We start from the raw sequence: 18,366 nt of genomic DNA, 5'->3' as shown, positions 1-18,366 counted from the left end.
TAAAATTTAAAAGATGTTTAAAAAAATACTGATTGCCAATAGGGGAGAAATCGCTTTGCGTGTTATCCGTACCTGTAAAGAAATGGGTATTAAAACGGTAGCCGTTTATAGCAAGGCCGATGAAGAAAGTTTGCATGTTCGTTTTGCAGATGAAGCTGTATGTATTGGTCCTGCCGCTAGTAGCGAATCTTATTTAAAGATCCCTAACATTATTGCTGCTGCTGAAATAACCAATGCAGATGCAATACACCCAGGGTACGGTTTTCTATCTGAAAACTCAAAGTTCTCACGTATCTGTGCAGAACACGATATAAAATTTATTGGAGCATCTGGCGATCAAATTGATCGTATGGGTGATAAGGCTACGGCCAAGCAAACCATGAAAGAGGCAGGTGTACCTTGTGTACCTGGTTCAGATGGTCTTTTAAAAGATGTTGCCGATGCCAAGAAAGTAGCCAAAAAAATGGGCTACCCGGTAATGGTCAAAGCAACTGCCGGTGGTGGTGGTAAAGGTATGCGTGCCGTAATGTCTGAAGACAAAATGGAAGAGCTTTTTGATAGTGCCGTAAATGAGGCTACCGCTGCCTTTGGTAACGGTGGTATGTATATGGAAAAGCTGATCGAAGAACCTCGTCATATTGAAATTCAAATTGTCGGTGATCAATTCGGTAAGGCATGTCACTTATCAGAAAGAGACTGTTCAGTACAACGTCGTCACCAAAAGTTAACGGAAGAGACTCCTTCACCTTTCATGACAGACAAGTTAAGGGAGCAAATGGGTGAGGCTGCGGTTAAAGCTGCAGAGTACATAAAATATGAAGGTGCAGGTACCATTGAATTTTTGGTAGACAAGCACCGTAAGTTCTATTTTATGGAGATGAATACACGTATTCAGGTAGAACACCCAATTACGGAGCAGGTTATAGATTACGATTTAATTCGTGAGCAAATATTGGTAGCCGCAGGTGTGCCAATTTCTGGTAAAAATTATCTTCCAAAACTACACTCCATAGAATGTAGAATTAATGCAGAAGATCCTTATAATAATTTTAGACCATCGCCGGGTAAGATTACGACCTTGCATACACCAGGTGGTCATGGAGTTCGTATGGACACCCACGTGTATAGTGGGTACAGTATTCCTCCAAATTACGATTCAATGATCGCTAAGTTGATTACCACCGCCCAAACTAGGGAAGAGGCAATCAATAAAATGAAACGCGCCTTAGATGAGTTCGTAATTGAAGGGATTAAAACCACCATACCTTTTCATAGGCAATTAATGGATCACCCAGATTATTTGGCGGGTAATTATACTACGGCCTTTATGGATGATTTTAAAATGGATCCTCCAAAAGAACATTAATAAAAACTCCAACAGCAATGTTGGAGTTTTTTTGTTCTATTTTGTGATGGAATTTCTATCTTATATCACAATCAAAATAGTACTATGGATCTAAGCTACTGGGAACGTACATCATGGTTTTCTAATATCGATTTTGCAATCGTGGGTAGTGGTATAGTAGGTTTAAATTGTGCTTTAGAATTGCGTAGGCAACATCCAAAAGCACATATTCTAGTATTGGAAAAAGGAAAACTGCCGCAAGGCGCTAGTACAAAGAATGCTGGTTTTGCCTGTTTTGGCAGTATTTCGGAAATCTTATCGGACCTTAAAACACATACAGAACTAGAAGTCGTGCAATTGGTACAAGATAGGTTCAATGGCATACAATCGCTTCGTACTATTTTGGGTGATGCTCCCATAGGATATCAAAATAATGGTGGACATGAATTATTTCTGGAAAAAGATTTAGCCTTGTATGAGAGATGTATACAGAAGATGGAAACCATCAATGAGTTACTACACCCTGTGTTTAAGAAGAATGCTTTCAAAATAGCTCCAAATGATTTTGGTTTTAAAGGGCTTCATAAAAACTACATTTCACAAGTTTTTGAAGGACAAATAAATACGGGTAAAATGATGTGTTCTTTGGTACAATTGGCACATCAAAAAGGCATCAGAATCCTAAATTCAACACAGGTAAAAACTTTTGAAGATTCTGGCACGTCCGTAACGGTTAAAACAGACGACATAGAATTTGTGACCAAGAAATTGTTAATAGCTACAAATGGTTTTGCCGCCCAATTACTATCAGAAAATGTAAAACCGGCAAGAGCACAAGTGTTAATTACAAAACCGATAAATAATTTGGCCGTTAAAGGCACGTTCCACTTAGAAGAAGGGTATTATTATTTTAGAAATATTGATGACCGTATTTTATTGGGCGGCGGAAGAAACCTAGATTTTAAAACAGAGGAGACTACTGAGTTTGGAACTACAAGTTTGGTAGAAAATAAACTTAAAGAGCTGCTTTCCAATATCATTTTACCAGAAACGGCTTTTGAAATAGATTACAGTTGGAGCGGTATTATGGGTGTTGGTCAACAAAAGAAACCCATTGTAAAACAAGTATCTGCTAATGTATTTTGTGGTGTGCGTTTAGGTGGTATGGGCATTGCCATTGGTACTACAATTGGTAAAAAATTAGCACGTTTGGTCAACTAATAAATGCACCATTTAACCTGTTTTTTTAAATCTTGTCCAAAAGAGAGGTGTACTCTTGTTTTTATTTATAAATTGTATGCCCCCTCAGATTATCTATTACCCTAAATGCGCTTATAAGTTTGCCCTAGAACAGTGAACTTTTAAGAAGGTTGTAATAGCATGTATACTATATGAGAACATTATTTAATAGAATTGCTACAGCTGTGCTAACAGTTGTATTGGGTATTACTTGTTTAACAAGTTGTGGATTGACAAAAACCAATTATCAGCGAGAATATGCCAGGGTATGGAAAGAGCATATTAAGAGCGAAGCATGGAAACAATCTCTCATTTCAAATAATGAGTATGCCAAAGATGATTTATATGCCAGTACAGGCACTGAAGTGACTTTAGCAGAAGAGGAAACAAAGGTTTCCGGATTCAATGCCACATATGAGTCTTTAGTTTCAAAAGCCTATTTTAAAATTATTACCGAAGCGGAAAAAGCAGATGCTAAAATTACAGCAGACTACAAGATGCTAAAGGATAATGAAACAGCACTAAAAGTAGACAAGAAGAGGGCACAAGCGATTACAAATCGCTATGAAGCACATAAAGCAATGCTTAGCGGGTTAAAATCTTGGAATATTTTTAGCGAAGACCGCTCTGGTGATTTGGAATATTTTAAGGCAGAAAATGAAATTGAGATTCAAAAGATGCTCAGTGCTGGTGAAAGTGATAATCAAATTGTAAATTACTTGATCTATAAACTGGCAGATCTGTATCACATTGAAGGAAATTGATTCACTTAAAAATCTAAAAAAAGACGCTTACAACTTTTGTGTTCTTTTCGTTAACGAGAGGTTGGCGAGAATTCAAGGTCAGATCAAGGAACTTGAAACGGCTTTAACCTCAGAGACCAAAAGTAGTGCTGGTGACAAGCATGAAACCGGTCGTGCCATGATTCAGTTAGAACGGGAAAAACTAGGGCAGCAGCTGGCTGAACTTGAAAAAACCCAGCAACTATTATCTAAGGTCCCAAAGGAAGGAAATGCAGAAACTGTAGGTTTGGGAAGTCTGGTCAATACAGACTCGTTCATATATTTCATTGCTATATCAGCAGGCGAATTTAACGGTACGGGTAAGTCCGTCTACTGTATTTCTGCGGCAACGCCTATTGGTAAGCTTGTCTTTGGTAAAAAGGTAGGGGATGTTTTTAGTTTTAATGGTAAAGAACTAAGTATCATTGATGTTCATTGATGTTCATTGATGAACCTTTGTGCTTAAATTTTAGCTAACTTATAGTGCTATATTAAATAGCTTTTTTTAATCACAGGTAACATTTGATTCAAGTAAATTTTTAGTCAGTAAATCATGGAAATATTCTACTTACTTATTGCGGTCATTGCCATAATTATATTGACGACTAAGCTTAAGATCCATGCTTTTTTAGCCTTGTTTATCATATCTATTTTATATGGGATTTTTGCTGGTATGCCTTATGGCGATATCATTACATCTATAAATGATGGTTTTGGGGGTACACTTGGTAAAATAGGGCTGATTATTGTACTGGGAGTAATTATTGGTGCATTTTTGGAGCATACCGGTGGTGCATTTGCAATTGCAGAAAAAGTCTTGGGGTGGATAGGTAGAAAACGGGTACCCACGGCAATGGGTATTATTGGTTATATCGTATCTATTCCCGTATTTGCAGATAGTGGTTTTATGTTGCTACATCCTCTGAATAAAAGTCTTTCCAAGAAAGCCAAAATCTCCATTGCCGGTCCGGCAATAGCATTGGGTTTGGGTTTAATGGCGTCGCACACTATGGTGCCGCCAACACCCGGTCCTATAGCGGCGGCAGGTATTTTGGGTGCAGATTTAGGTTTGGTCATCGCATTTGGATTTCCCACCAGTTTAATCGCTTTGGTTGTCGGTATCATATTTGCTAAAAAGTATGCTTCAAAAACAATGATAACGCCCAATGTTGAAGATGCGCTAGAAGCAGAATCAGAAATTAAAGATTCGCCAAGCGCTTTAAAGGCCTCTATTCCTATATTGGTCCCTATTTTATTAATTGTCTTAAAATCCGTCTTGAATTCCATGAACATTGGGCAAGAAAATGGACTTGTAGATTTCATCAATTTTGTGGGTGAGCCGGTTATTTCTTTATTGATCGGCGTATTCTTATGCCTGCTCTTGCCCAAAAAATTAAATTACGATATGCTTTCTTCTGCGGGGTGGGTAGGTAAGGCTATTAAAGACGCTGCCTCTATACTTTTAATTACTGGAGCTGGAGGAATTTTCGGTAAAATTTTACAGAACTCTGGCATAGCCGATATTCTAGGGCAAACCTTGACCGATTATAATATGGGTATCTTTCTTCCTTTTGTTTTAGCTGCGGCCTTAAAAACTGCACAAGGTTCATCTACCGTAGCATTGGTAACTACGGCATCTATCATAATGCCTATGATGTCCTCTTTGGGTTTTGATACAGAAATACAAAAAGCTTTGGTCGTAGTGGTTATTGGGGCGGGTTCTGCGGTAATTTCCCATGCGAACGACAGCTTTTTTTGGGTAGTAACACAAATGAGTGGTATGAACGTAAAAACAGGATATCGACTTTTTGGATTAGGTACGGGCGTTCTTGGTCTTACAGGAGCAATAACTGTATTTGTATTCTACACTATATTCGTTTAAAAATACAGTGTTTAATAATCTGGTTTACTTCGGTTAACTTTTTTGAGCGAAGCAATTTTCTTGCTTTTCAATCTTTTTTCTATAGAAGAACGGGTGGGCTTACTTTTCTTTCGTGCTTTGGGTACGATCAATGACTTTTCCAAAAGCTTAAAAAATCTTTTAATGACCAAGTCTTTATTCTTGTGTTGGCTACGGGATTCATCGCACTGTAAAATCAAAATGCCCTCTTTGCTGAGTTTGTTGCCTAATTTTAAAAGAAGCCTTTTTTTCTGTCGTTCTGTGAGTCCGTCAGAAGCTGCTATCTGAAACGACAATTCTACTTTAGAAGAGACTTTATTTGCATGCTGACCACCGGGACCACTACTTCTAATAGCTTTAAACTGGAGTTCATTAAGAATTTGTTCTTGGTTCACAATATGCTTTTTGTAAATGTAGTCAAAAAGTAAAGCGTTCTATGTAGTGGCGTAATAGATACTATTCTACGAATTTGAAAACAAAGCTATTACATTATAGATTAGATGCAGCTTCTTGTATACGCTGATTGATGGTTTCAATGGCTACATTTAAAAATACCTCTTTCCCCTTAGGGTATAGTTTGTCCGCATTGAAATAGATAGTTTCATTGTCATCACTCTTGCTTTCGGTTAAATAATGACTTCCCATAGGATAAGCCTTTTCTACGGTAACATGAAAACCAGAGGAGGGTGAAACCCTAAACTCATGTGCATAAACAATTATTTTTCTTTTGGTATTGGCATACGTTTTAAGCACATCTATAGAGATCATACTGGCTTCGCCAAAGAGCGATGCTACATATAAGCTTTTAGGGTTTTTATATAACTCCATAGGTCTTGCCCTTGCAATGATCTTGTTATCACGTAGTACAACAGCTCTGTCTGCAAACGGTAGTACATCGTTAACATCATGCGTGGCCACAATAGTCGTAATTCTATGTTCTTTTAAGTAATTAAAGATGTTACGGCGTAAACTGTTCTTTAAAAAATTGTCAATATGGCTAAAAGGTTCATCTAAAAGCAATACCTCTGGTTTTTGAGCCAGAACCCTTGCCAGTGCTACACGTTGCTGTTGACCGCCACTAAGTGTCTTTACTTTTTTATCTGCAAATGCTGTGAGCTCTATCATCTCTAAAAGCTCTTGAGTTCTTTCCTTTAATTCATCTGGATAAAAAACAGAAAGGTATTGGCTAATATTTTCTGCCACAGAAATAAAAGGCATTAAATCAAAATCTTGAGAAAGATATTTCATAAAAGGCATACCTGGAACCAAGTTGAATGCAGGACCTAAAATTGGCTCATCTTCCCAAAAAATCTCACCTTGTTCCAGATCCATTAGCCCATACATTAACTTTAACAAGGTGCTTTTTCCGCAACCGCTTTCTCCAATGATAGCCACATGTTCACCACGTTGAATACGCAGATCGATAGACGCTAATACTGGAAGTTTGTCATAAGAAAATGATAGGTTCTCTACTCGTAACATGCTTTTGTGCTTAGAACTGTAAAATTGAAAAATCCGTTCCAATTTGAAACGGATTTTTCGATAATTTATTGATTTAAAAAAATATTTACTCTTTAAATTCCTTTAAAACACTTTTATTGGGTAGCTCTGAGTATCCCATATTAAATAGGGTGAACCCAAAAATATCGGCATATTGTTCAATGGTTTTGCTAACTGGTGTACCTGCTCCATGACCTGCATTGGTTTCTATACGGATTAAAGTTGGGTTAGACCCTGCTTGTTTTTCCTGTAGTTCTGCCGCAAACTTAAAACTATGTGCAGGCACTACCCTATCGTCATGATCGCCGGTAGTTACCAAGGTTGCAGGGTATGCAGTACCTGCTTTTACATTATGTACAGGGGAGTAGCCTTTTAAATACTGGAACATTTCGTCACTATCTTCTGCGGTACCATAGTCATAGGCCCAACCGGCACCAGCTGTAAATGTATGATAACGAAGCATATCCATTACGCCCACTGCAGGTAGCGCTACCTGCATTAAATCTGGTCTTTGGGTCATTGTGGCGCCAACAAGTAAACCACCGTTAGAGCCGCCACGAATTGCTAAATACTCCTTTGAAGTATAGTTGTTGTCCACTAAATATTCTGCAGCTGCGATAAAGTCATCAAAAACATTTTGCTTTTTAGTTTTTATTCCCGCATCATGCCATTTTTTACCATATTCACCACCACCACGTAAATTGGGTACAGCGTAAATTCCACCCTGTTCCATCCAAACGGCATTACCGATGCTAAAAGACGGAGTTACACTAACATTGAATCCGCCGTAGGCGTACAGAATAGTCGGATTTTTACCATTAAGTTCGGTTCCTTTTTTATAGGTAATGATCATTGGTACTTTAGTGCCATCTTTAGAACTATAGAAAACCTGTTCAGAAGTGTAGTTCTCAGGATTGAAATCTATATTCGGTTTCCAATACAGCTCATATATACCACTTTCTACATCATATTTAAAAGTTGATCCCGGGGTATTGTAATTGGTAAATGAGAAATACAATTCCTTATCTTCCTTTTCACCGCCAAAACCACCAACAGAACCAAGACCTGGTAAATCTACTTCACGTATAAGTTTGCCTTCATAATCATACTGAAAAACCTTTGAGATAGCATCAACCATGTATTCTGCAAAGAAATAGCCACCACCTGTATTGGGGTTCAATACATTTTCGGTTTCTGGAATAAAATCTACCCAATTTTTAGCTTCGGGGTTACTGGCATCTACCGTTACTATTTTTTTATTGGGAGCATTTCTATTGGTTACAATGTATAGTTTTGAACCAACATTGTCAATTACATAGTTGTCAGATTCTGTGTCTTCAACCATAGGTATCAACAAGCCATTTGGGTCTTCAAGGTTTCTTATAAACAATTTGTTTCCAGAAGTAGAAACCGATGCACTGATCAATAAGTACTTGTTGTCCTCAGTAACACTGGCACCAATATAACGATGCTTTTCTGTAGGTGTACCGCCAAAAATTAGTTCATCATTTTTTTGTGGAGTACCCAGTTTATGATAGTATACTTTATGTTGATCTGTTTTGGCAGAGAGTTCGCTACCTTGTGGTTGGTCATAACTAGAATAGTAAAGACCATCATTTCCTTTCCAAGAAAGTCCGCTGAATTTAATATCAACTAAGGTATCTTCCACAACCTCTTTGGTTTCGGCATTGAGAATAATAGCTTTTCGCCAATCGCTACCACCTTCAGAAATGAGATAGGCAGCCAAAGATCCATCTTTGGTAAAACTTAATCCTGCTAAAGATGTGGTGCCATCTTCAGAAAAGGTGTTGGGGTCTAAAAAAACCTCAGGTTCTTCATCTCCTTTAGCCCTATATACAACATATTGATTTTGTAGGCCGTCATTCTTATAGAAATAGGTGTAATCTCCCTTTTTGAACGGAGACCCTAATTTCTCATAGTTCCATAATTTTTCCAATCGGTTTTTAAGGTCGTCTCTAAATGGAATTTTTTCTAGGTAGCCAAATGTAGTTTTGTTTTGATCCTTTACCCAAGCTTCTGTCTCTGGGCTTCTATCATCTTCAAGCCAGCGGTATGGATCTTTGACCTCGGTGCCAAAATAAGTGTCTACGGTATCTACTTTTGCGGTAACAGGGTAATTCACGATAATGGGTTCTGGTTTAGATTCGTTTTTACAAGAAGAAATTAGCGCAACAGCAAAGAGCGCCGGTATAACATTTTTCATGTGTAGTTCAGTTTGTACTAAAATACCATAAAAAAACCTTCAAAACTGTGAAGTTTTGAAGGTTTTAACGTTCTAAGGGTATAAATTAAACTAAGCCTTTTTCTACTAAATATTCAGAAATTTGAACAGCGTTTGTTGCGGCACCTTTTCTAAGATTATCTGCTACGATCCACATATTCAAAGTGTTTCTTTGAGTTTCATCTCTACGTAAACGCCCAACGAATACCTCATCTTTGTCATGAGCATAAATTGGCATTGGGTAGGTATTGGTATCTGGGTTGTCTTGTACCGTAACACCTGGCATTTCGTTCAATAATTGGCGCACCTCGTTTAATTCAAAATCATTTTCAAATTCCACGTTTACAGATTCTGAGTGCCCACCTGCCGTAGGAATACGAACAGCGGTTGCACTAACTGAGAATGTACGGTCATCAAGAATCTTCTGTGGCTCGCGGGCCAGTTTCATTTCTTCTTTTGTATAACCATTTTCTAAGAACACATCGCAATGGGGCAGGGCATTTCTACCAATAGGATAAGGGTATGCCATTTCGCCCTGAACACCGGCAATTTCGTTCTCTAGCTGTTTAACTGCTTTTACCCCGGTACCAGAAACAGACTGGTAGGTTGAAACGACCACACGTTTCATTTTATATTTTTTATGTAAAGGGTGTAACGCCATGACCAATTGTATGGTAGAACAGTTGGGGTTGGCTATAATTTTATCTTCAGCGGTAAGCTCATGGGCATTGATTTCTGGAACCACTAATTTTTTTGTAGGGTCCATTCTCCATGCTGAGGAATTATCCACGACCGTAGTACCAACTTCGGCAAATTTTGGAGCCCATTCTAAAGAAGTGTCGCCACCGGCAGAAAATATGGCAATATTGGGTCTTGCAGCTACAGCATCTGCTAAGCCTATAACCGTATATTCATTTCCTTTAAAGGTCATTTTCTTACCTACGGAACGCTCAGAGGCAACCAATAATAATTCCGTTAACGGAAAATTACGTTCTGCCAAAACTTTCAACATTACATCGCCAACCATGCCTGTGGCACCAATAACAGCTACTTTCATTTGTGAAACAATTATATTAAGCGGCAAAAATACGTATTACAAGTACTTGCACAAGCAAAAAAGAAAAGAATAATCAAAATATAACAAAATGTTTTATTTGTAACAATTAATTGTTGATGTGAATTTGGATAGTAAACAAAAAAGAACCGTCAATGTTGTTAGCGAAACAACGTTGACGGTTTAAATTAAAATAGGTTGCAGTGCAACGGTTCCCTTTTCCAAGGGTATATTATAAATTACTTTTTTAAAGCATCTCTAATCTCTACCAATAATTCTTCAGCAGTAGGTCCTTTTGGAGCCTCTTCAACTGGAGCAGGAGGAGTTTTAGTTTTGTTGTAAGCTTTAACAATGATAAATAATACAAAACCAACGATAACCAAGTTGATGATAGCATTGATCCACTTACCGTAAAGAATAGCATTCTCTGGTTTGGTCACTGATCCATCGGCAGCAACAACAGCTTCATCCAATACAACTTTCATATCGGCGAAATCAAGTCCACCACTAAAATGACCAACAATTGGCATCATTACATCGCTAACGAAACCGCTAACAACTAATCCCATAGCGCCTGCAAGTAATACGGCTACGGCTAAATCTATGACATTACCTGTCATAATAAACTCCTTAAATTCTTTTAACATGTTCTAGTGTTTTTATTAATGGTTAAATATAATAAGTGAGGCAATTTACAAAAAAAAGCGATTCCTTAAATAAATGTTAACAAATCAGTGAACGATTATTCTTTTAATTCGCTGTGAAAGACCTGTTAAAAGTTCATATGAAATGGTTTGTGCGGTTTCGGCAAATTCGTTTGCCGGTAAGGGTTTTCCAAAAATAATGACCTCATCGCCCTCATCGCATGCAATAGAAGTAACATCTATCATAATCATATCCATGCAAACATTACCGATTATTGGAGCCAATTGACCGTTAATGCTTACAAAAGTTTTACCATGACCGTATTCTCTACCTATACCATCTGCGTGCCCTATAGGTAAAGTTGCGGTAATTCTTTTGGAATTGGAGGTATATTTTCTGTTATAACCCACTGACTCACCTTCAGAAATAATGTGTTTTTGGGCAATTATGGTTTTTAAGGTCATGACGGGTTGTAACGTAGCGTCAACTTCTGGTTCGTTTCCGTAACCATATAAGCCAATTCCACTTCGCACCATATTGTACTGCGCTTCTGGGTAATTTATAATACCCGAAGTATTTAATACATGTTTAAGCGGTTTATCCTTAAAAAGTTGGTCCACCTGCTGGCAAATGTTCTTAAATCGTTGTAATTGCAAATTGGTGAACGCTCTTTCATCATGATCTTCGGTTGCTGCCAAATGTGATAATACCGCCACAATTTTAATGGCTTTTTGTTGTTCAACAAGACTTGCAATTATGGGCAATTCATCTGCTGAAAAACCTAATCGGTTTAGTCCAGTATTAAATTTTAAATGTACGGGGTAGTCTACGATGTTCATAGCATTTGCCGTAGCAATAAAATCGTTCAAAATAGATTGCGAATATATGCTAGGCTCTAACCGGTGTTCAATTAGACTTGTAAAATGTACTTTTTGTGGGTGTAAAACCAAAATGGGTGCGGTAATACCACCTTCTCTAAGGGTAATGCCTTCGTTAACATATGCAACTGCAAAATAATCGGCACCCAACTCTTGTAAGTGTTTGGCAATAGTGACCGAATCGCTACCATAGGCATATGCCTTTACGACCGCCATAAATTTGGTTTCGGGTTTTATTTTTGATCGTAGTACATTGTAATTATGACCAAGTGCTTTTAGGTCGATCTCTAAAACGGTCTCTTCTGCCTTAGCCATTTTCGCTTTTTTTGATCGTATTTACCTCTTCGGAATTTACATCGATCGTTTTCACTTTCTCTTTAAGCATGGCTTTATAATAGGCGCCACGGCTTAAGGGTTCATATTCATTAACCTCACCTAGCATCACCAATTTATCGTTGCTCGATTTTCTAAAACTGTAGTTGGCTAAATTACCGGTACGTGTACATATGGCGTGTACTTTGGTAACATATTCTGCAGTGGCCATAAGCGCAGGCATAGGTCCAAAAGGTTTTCCTTTAAAATCCATATCCAGACCTGCAACAATAACCCTTACCCCTTTATTGGCAAGGTCGTTGCAAACGGTAACTATTTCATCATCAAAGAATTGAGCTTCATCAATGCCTATAACATCACAAGTGTCTGCCAAAATACGAATGTTGGCTGCCGCGGGTACCGGAGTAGACCTAATTTCATTTGCATCGTGCGATACCACCATTTCATCATCATAACGGGTATCAACCATTGGCTTAAAGATTTCAACCTTTAATTTGGCAAATTGGGCACGTTTAAGTCTACGGATCAGTTCTTCTGTCTTTCCAGAAAACATAGACCCGGCAATGACTTCTATCCAGCCGAATTGTTCTTTATGATTAACTGTGTTTTCAAGAAACATTTTGTAATTTTAGACGAAAATAAGTGGATTTTCGTTTATTCTTTAAAGATGATAAAGGTATTTAAAAATCCTGCTATTTAGGTCTTGACCTTAAAAATTGTACTATGAAAAACAAGTTGAAACTGGAATTGAGAAAGTTATCTACAGAAATTTTGACTGCGGAGAACTTAGATGATGTTACAAGTTTGTATGAGATTTCTAAGAACTTGTATGAAAAATTAGCAGTATTAAAATTCATTGAGGTAGAGCTCAATGACATGGAAGTAGATGTTTCTAAAAATGCGATAGCGGCAAAATTTGAGGAAATGGCAAATGCCGTTTTGGATTCTAATAAATCGGTACCGGAAAGTAATCCACATGAAGAGGATATTATTCAATACCCAGGTATGGATACCATTAAAGGTTTTGTTTCTGAAATGCCCAGCACAGATGAATTAGAAGATGTTTTGACAGAATTTATGTCGAAGCCCGATTTGATGAAGAACGATAAAGAATTGTTCACCCCCACAAAAGCAGATCTAAAGCAGGCCGAAGCATTACCAAAGTCGCTTAACGATCGCTTGGCAAAAAGTAATGTAAAGGTAGATTTAAATGATCGCTTGGCTTTTGTAAAGCATTTGTTCAATGACAGTATGGAAGATTATAACCGTGTGTTGTCGCAATTGAATACTATTGATACTGAAGAAAGGTCAATTGCGTTTATAAAGAATATGGTGAAACCTGATTACAATAATTGGGTAGGAAAAGAAGCGTTTGAAGAACGATTCATAGAATTGGTTTCTCGTAGATTTTCTTAAGAGTTATAAACTAAATATCGTAGACCCAGCACTTGTGTTGGGTTTTTTATACGATAATCAAGAGTTGAATCAAATCTACGCTTGCATCTAAATCTAAATTAAATTTTCAATACAATGCTTCGAGGTCGTGCCTTGAGGTTGTTCACTTTAAAACAAATGGGAAAGCTGTATTTAGTGCCAACACCTATAGGAAACTTAGAAGACATGACCTTAAGGGCCATACGGGTTCTTAAAGAGGTAGATTTGATTCTGGCGGAAGATACCCGTACCAGTGGAAAGCTCTTGCATCATTTTGAAATTGGTACACCAATGAAGAGTCACCATATGCATAATGAGCATAAAATGGTCGATTTTTTAGTGGGAAAACTAAAAGGTGGTGAGCATATTGCATTGATTTCCGATGCTGGCACGCCGGCAATTTCAGATCCTGGATTTTTATTGACCCGTGCCTGTGTAGAAGCAGGTATTGAGGTAGAATGCTTACCGGGAGCCACGGCTTTTGTACCTGCATTAGTCAACAGTGGTTTGCCAAATGACAAATTTGTTTTTGAAGGATTTCTTCCGGTAAAGAAAGGAAGGCAAACACGTTTAAAGTTATTGGCAGAAGAACCACGCACCATTATCTTTTATGAATCTCCACATAAACTTTTAAAGACATTAGGAAATTTTGTTGAATATTTCGGTGCAGAAAGACCGGTTTCCGTATCAAGGGAATTAACTAAGTTGTACGAAGAAACCGTTCGTGGAACTGCCGAAGAAGTTTTAAAACATTTTACGGAAAAACCGCCAAAAGGTGAGATCGTTATTATTGTTGGGGGGAATAAATAATAGTTTTACACTTAAATTAAAGTGAATTTAAATCTACATATTCTACAACAATTTTAGAGTTTGAAATATTTTCTACAGCAATATATAAAGTATCGTTAACAATAGTTAAGCCTTCAATATCCACCAAACTCGGATCTATACTTTCAAAATTGATAGAGGTTTCTATAAAAGAATTTGTTTCTACATTTAAGACACCAAAAAAGAAGTTTGGCTCATTCTCCACAAAAGGTAATTTACCAGAAACAAAGATTAGATTCTCATATCTGCAAGCTGTAGTTTCAAATATTCCTTTAGGTAAATCAAAATAATCTAAAGAGCCATTATCCAAGTTGTATTTAAAACCGGTTTTAATTAATTCATATGGATTTGAGTTCTCAACTAATCCGCCAAAAACATATAAATCAGAATCAACTATTTCTCCTTCCGCAATAGTCCTTGATTCCTCTATGGTAAAAACATCTTGTAAATCATAAGTGCTGTTGTTTAAACTTCGAATTTTGAAAGGAACTTTTGGATTGTCTAGAACAGTTAAATCTCCTCCAAGTAAATACACTTGAGAATTAACGAATGCAGAACCAGCTCTTGATAAATTAGAAGCATATGGGTAGGTACTAATTTCAGAATCCAATGTGTTTTTCATTGTTGATACTCGTCCTGAACCCACAACCACTAATTGATCATCAATTAAATGTAATCTGCTTGAAGTAAATTCGGAACCAGTATACGTTATTTCGGTAGAATCCAGAACCTGCGAATTAATATCATATTTGTAGACCCTTCTAACTCTTGGGGAACTGCTATCATCACGATAAGATAGATATAAACTGTTGGTGTTATTGCTCCCTACAAATCCAGTAGTTTTACCATAGCTGGTAATATTGTTGAAATTTGCAAATGATTTAAAGTTAATGTTAGTAGGCGCTATTTTATAATCGTCACTAGTTTTTTGGACCAATGAAACCATTAATTTGGAATTAGTGGCTTCATCAACTATAATTTCACCGGAAATTGTATTTTCAGTGTCCTTAATCAGTGTGAAATCTGGATGTACTATTTCTATATTATCATTAATAATAAAGTCAAGCTCCACAGGCGACGAATAATTATCATTCGCGATTGATGAATTTGCATCAGCAATATGGTTTATACCTTTTCTCTTTTTCCAGGTTAAAATACCTGATACTTCATCGGAAGAATTAGAAGATTTAAAAATAAATTCATCATCCAAAATGCTGCTATTAGCGGTAATATCTAATGTCCCCGTAGCATTAACTAATGAAGCGCTTGAAATGTGCCAAGTCTTTTTTACTCCATTGTTTAATGTATTCTCAATTAAAAGCTGAAGTAAATCATTCTTTGATTGCAATATTTCTTGCTCTGATGGTCCTTCTGGTAAAGGTTCTACAATTTCTTCTTCCGGTTCTTCGACCTCCTCGGTTATTTGATCATCATCATTATCAATAACGATGTCCTCATTTGAAGAGCAGGCTATAATAAAGATAAACAAGAATGAAAATGTGAATTTAATCGAAGATAACCTTAGGAGTCTATTGCTCATATTATAAATGCAAAAGGGTTTGTATATTGAAATATAACGTTTCTTTTCTGACTTTCTGATACTCATAAAACGCTGTTTACCCAAATCATTTAAAATCAATAGCCCTAAGTGTTAATTTGGAGAAATAATTAAGAAATTTTCAAAATGAGAATTACCTTTACTCCAGTTTAGCATGAAAAAAATTCTCACATATACCTTTATTCTTCTTTACCTCACTGCAATGGTAAAGCCGGTATTGCCTGTGCTAGAATATGTGATAAATCAAGATTATATTGCTGAAGTACTGTGTATCAATAAAGACAAACCCATGCTTAATTGTGATGGTAAATGTTACTTGGCACAAATGATCAAAGAGCAACAAGAAAAAGATCATCAAGATATACCTTCTGCCGATCTTCGCGAATATCCTATTGGCTTTGTAAATATTCTTGATGTTGATTTTGAAAGTGTATTGATCAAAACAGCTTTGGTTTCAATGCATCCTAACTTGAACGAACAACAGTTTATATCTACTGTTTTTCGTCCACCAAATTTCATCTCCTAAATAGCATTGTAGATTAGGCAAGCTTATTTAAAGTGATGCCCAGCTATGTGTTATTACCACGGCTCAAATCCTGAAGTCGGGGGTAACTGATCAATTATTTTATTTAAAAATATCTTATGCCTGTGCATAAGGTGAAACCATTACAATGACATGAATGTAACAAGCCAGTTTTACATGGCTTCTGCATTCATAATAATATATCAACAGATGAAATCTATATATAAAATTTTAGCAATAACCTTAGTATTAACCGTATTTGTTAGTTGTAGCAGCGATGATGATACTGCTACGGAGTTAACTGGCGAGAACAGTGTAACGCTTGAGTTTGATAACAGTGTGGGATCAGATGATCTTTTACTGGCAACATCTAGCTATACCAATTCCCAAAATGAAACATTGACAATTACAAGGCTCAATTATATTGTCAGTAATTTTCGTTTAACCAATGATCAAGGTGAAACCTTTACTTATGAAAAAGATGACAGCTACTTTGTTACCAGTGAAGAAACCGGTAATACAGAGGTAGTGTTAGAAAACATACCTGCGGGAACCTATGTGTCTATCACATTTGGTGTGGGTGTAGATCAAGAAAAGTACCTTCAAGGTGCTGAAGGTCAGGGCGATTTTTTAACCGTAGCCGAAGAGACCAATATGATGTGGTCATGGCAGGCAGGCTATAAGTTTTTAAATTTCGAAGGAACGTTTACTTCGGAAACCGTGACCGAAACAACAGATTTTAAGGTGCATATGGGTAGTCATGGTTCAAGCTTGGATAATTATAAGGAAGTTACCCTAAGCCTGGGTACAGACGCTTTGGTAAGTGATGAAATGTCTCCCATTGTTCACCTAGTGGCAGATGCCAATGCTATTTTAGACGGAGCGCATAAATTATCACTTTCTGAACAGTCGGTAATTATGGTAAGCGAAGAAAAGTCGCCATTGGTGGCCTTAAATACGGCAAGTATGTTTACGGTAGATCACGTACATAACGGATCAGAACACTCACATTAATCACATATGGGGTCGCTTAGTTTTAGCGACCCTGTTTTAAAATTAAAACAGATGAAATATCTATTTTGGGTATTGCTGTTAGTGTGTTTGGTGTCCTGTAATAATGAGGAATATCTACCATTGGAGAATACCTTGTTGACGGTAGAAGTTCCTGAGAATTTTCCTGACTTGGTGTATGATATAGAAGCCAACCCGCCAACACAATTAGGTTTTGAGTTGGGCAAAAAATTGTTCTATGATGGTAAACTCTCTTCCAACGGGTTTATCTCTTGTGGGTTCTGCCATGAGCAAAATTTTGCCTTCACCCACCACGGTCATCAATTTAGTCATGGTGTAGATGATTTGGAAGGCACAAGAAATACGCCTACCATTGCTAACATGGCATTTTTTAATGAATTTGCTTGGGATGGTGCTACATCGCATTTAGACCTTTTTCCAATCATACCTATAACCAATGAGGTAGAAATGGGGGAGACCATGACAGGAGTCATCAATAAACTCATAGCGGACAGTGAATATCAGCAACAGTTTGAAAATGCTTTTGAAGAAGGTGGTGTAAACGCCGAGAATTTTTTAAAGGCCTTATCCCAGTTTATGGTCATGATCATTTCCTCAAATTCTAAGTATGACAAGTTTGTACGAAATGAAGAGGGCGGCGAATTAACCGAAGTTGAAGCATATGGTTTATCGGTTTTTCAACAAAAGTGTACTACTTGCCATGCCACTGATTTATTTACCGATGGTAGTTTTAGAAACAATGGCTTGCCACCCAATCCTCAATTGAACGATGTTGGTAGGGCTGAGGTTAGCGGTAGTGTTCATGATAATTATAAGTTTAAAGTGCCCAGTTTACGAAATATCGCGCTAACAGCACCTTACATGCACGATGGTAGGTTCGGTAGCCTAGAATCCGTACTAAATTTTTATACCAATGGCGTGGTAGATTCAGAAACATTGGATGATTCTTTAAGAACTGATGACGGACTTGGAATAGCATTAAGTGATAGGGAAAAAGAAGGACTATTGGTCTTCTTTGAACTACTGACAGATGAGACTTTTATAAATGACGAACGATTTTCAGAATATTAAAA

Annotated in this window: 18 protein-coding genes; 10 read left to right on the top strand and 8 right to left on the bottom strand. The window is 37.2% G+C overall.

Features of this window, described 5'->3' with window-relative positions:
- Positions 1–13 precede the first annotated feature (13 nt).
- The 5 genes from accC (at position 14) to VBZ51_RS07920 (ending at position 5,248) form a co-directional block, all read left to right on the top strand.
- Entirely contained in the window at positions 14–1,366 is a 1,353-nt protein-coding gene (gene accC / locus VBZ51_RS07940; RefSeq protein ID WP_416576578.1) for an acetyl-CoA carboxylase biotin carboxylase subunit, read from the top strand.
- 84 nt (positions 1,367–1,450) lie between these two features.
- Entirely contained in the window at positions 1,451–2,566 is a 1,116-nt protein-coding gene (locus VBZ51_RS07935; protein ID WP_416576577.1) for an NAD(P)/FAD-dependent oxidoreductase, read from the top strand.
- 170 nt (positions 2,567–2,736) lie between these two features.
- A complete protein-coding gene (locus tag VBZ51_RS07930; protein WP_416576576.1) occupies positions 2,737–3,348 on the top strand; it encodes a hypothetical protein in 612 nt (203 codons plus the stop codon).
- Complete coding sequence (locus tag VBZ51_RS07925; protein WP_416576575.1) at positions 3,335–3,805, top strand: 3-oxoacyl-ACP synthase; 471 nt, start codon at positions 3,335–3,337, stop codon at positions 3,803–3,805. Before VBZ51_RS07930 ends, VBZ51_RS07925 begins: the two co-directional genes overlap by 14 nt.
- A 114-nt stretch (positions 3,806–3,919) precedes the next feature.
- Positions 3,920–5,248: a GntP family permease gene (locus VBZ51_RS07920; protein ID WP_416576574.1), complete on the top strand. Its 1,329-nt coding sequence runs from the start codon at positions 3,920–3,922 to the stop codon at positions 5,246–5,248.
- 11 nt (positions 5,249–5,259) lie between these two features.
- On the opposite strand, the gene arfB is transcribed toward VBZ51_RS07920, so the two are convergent.
- From arfB to VBZ51_RS07885, 7 genes are all read right to left on the bottom strand, one after another.
- Positions 5,260–5,661, bottom strand: coding sequence for an alternative ribosome rescue aminoacyl-tRNA hydrolase ArfB (gene arfB / locus VBZ51_RS07915; RefSeq protein ID WP_286814510.1), 402 nt, complete (start codon positions 5,659–5,661; stop codon positions 5,260–5,262).
- A gap of 94 nt (positions 5,662–5,755) precedes the next feature.
- Positions 5,756–6,748, bottom strand: coding sequence for an ABC transporter ATP-binding protein (locus VBZ51_RS07910; protein WP_058104673.1), 993 nt, complete (start codon positions 6,746–6,748; stop codon positions 5,756–5,758).
- 85 nt (positions 6,749–6,833) lie between these two features.
- A complete protein-coding gene (locus tag VBZ51_RS07905) occupies positions 6,834–8,990 on the bottom strand; it encodes a prolyl oligopeptidase family serine peptidase (protein WP_416576573.1) in 2,157 nt (718 codons plus the stop codon).
- Positions 8,991–9,075: 85 nt separating this feature from the next.
- A complete protein-coding gene (locus VBZ51_RS07900) occupies positions 9,076–10,065 on the bottom strand; it encodes an aspartate-semialdehyde dehydrogenase (protein ID WP_071340695.1) in 990 nt (329 codons plus the stop codon).
- A 236-nt stretch (positions 10,066–10,301) separates the two neighbouring features.
- Positions 10,302–10,709, bottom strand: coding sequence for a large conductance mechanosensitive channel protein MscL (mscL, locus tag VBZ51_RS07895; protein WP_058104676.1), 408 nt, complete (start codon positions 10,707–10,709; stop codon positions 10,302–10,304).
- Between the two features lie 84 nt (positions 10,710–10,793).
- A complete protein-coding gene (gene alr / locus VBZ51_RS07890) occupies positions 10,794–11,900 on the bottom strand; it encodes an alanine racemase (protein WP_416576572.1) in 1,107 nt (368 codons plus the stop codon).
- The gene (locus VBZ51_RS07885; protein ID WP_058104678.1) at positions 11,893–12,537 is read right to left on the bottom strand and encodes a thymidine kinase; all 645 of its coding nucleotides are present in this window, start codon (positions 12,535–12,537) and stop codon (positions 11,893–11,895) included. Before VBZ51_RS07885 ends, alr begins: the two co-directional genes overlap by 8 nt.
- Before the next feature lie 104 nt (positions 12,538–12,641).
- Between VBZ51_RS07885 and VBZ51_RS07880 the strand changes: the two genes are divergently transcribed.
- Together VBZ51_RS07880 and rsmI are read left to right on the top strand one after the other, a co-directional pair.
- Positions 12,642–13,334: a hypothetical protein gene (locus VBZ51_RS07880; protein WP_058104679.1), complete on the top strand. Its 693-nt coding sequence runs from the start codon at positions 12,642–12,644 to the stop codon at positions 13,332–13,334.
- A 156-nt stretch (positions 13,335–13,490) separates the two neighbouring features.
- Entirely contained in the window at positions 13,491–14,162 is a 672-nt protein-coding gene (gene rsmI, locus VBZ51_RS07875; RefSeq protein ID WP_099190686.1) for a 16S rRNA (cytidine(1402)-2'-O)-methyltransferase, read from the top strand.
- Positions 14,163–14,178: 16 nt separating this feature from the next.
- On the opposite strand, the gene VBZ51_RS07870 is transcribed toward rsmI, so the two are convergent.
- A complete protein-coding gene (locus VBZ51_RS07870) occupies positions 14,179–15,669 on the bottom strand; it encodes a hypothetical protein (protein WP_416576571.1) in 1,491 nt (496 codons plus the stop codon).
- 223 nt (positions 15,670–15,892) lie between these two features.
- On the opposite strand from VBZ51_RS07870, the gene VBZ51_RS07865 reads away from it, so the two are divergent.
- The 3 genes from VBZ51_RS07865 to VBZ51_RS07855 all read left to right on the top strand — a co-directional run bounded on the left by VBZ51_RS07865 (position 15,893) and on the right by VBZ51_RS07855 (position 18,364).
- A complete protein-coding gene (locus tag VBZ51_RS07865) occupies positions 15,893–16,264 on the top strand; it encodes a hypothetical protein (RefSeq protein WP_074670646.1) in 372 nt (123 codons plus the stop codon).
- A gap of 207 nt (positions 16,265–16,471) precedes the next feature.
- Entirely contained in the window at positions 16,472–17,275 is an 804-nt protein-coding gene (locus tag VBZ51_RS07860; RefSeq protein ID WP_074670643.1) for an MbnP family protein, read from the top strand.
- A gap of 51 nt (positions 17,276–17,326) precedes the next feature.
- Complete coding sequence (locus VBZ51_RS07855; protein WP_416576570.1) at positions 17,327–18,364, top strand: cytochrome-c peroxidase; 1,038 nt, start codon at positions 17,327–17,329, stop codon at positions 18,362–18,364.
- Positions 18,365–18,366 lie beyond the last annotated feature (2 nt).

Origin of the sequence: Maribacter sp. HS, from assembly GCF_048059195.1 — a bacterium.
GTDB lineage: Bacteria > Bacteroidota > Bacteroidia > Flavobacteriales > Flavobacteriaceae > Maribacter > Maribacter dokdonensis.
This window is presented reverse-complemented; position numbering and strand designations above follow the sequence as displayed.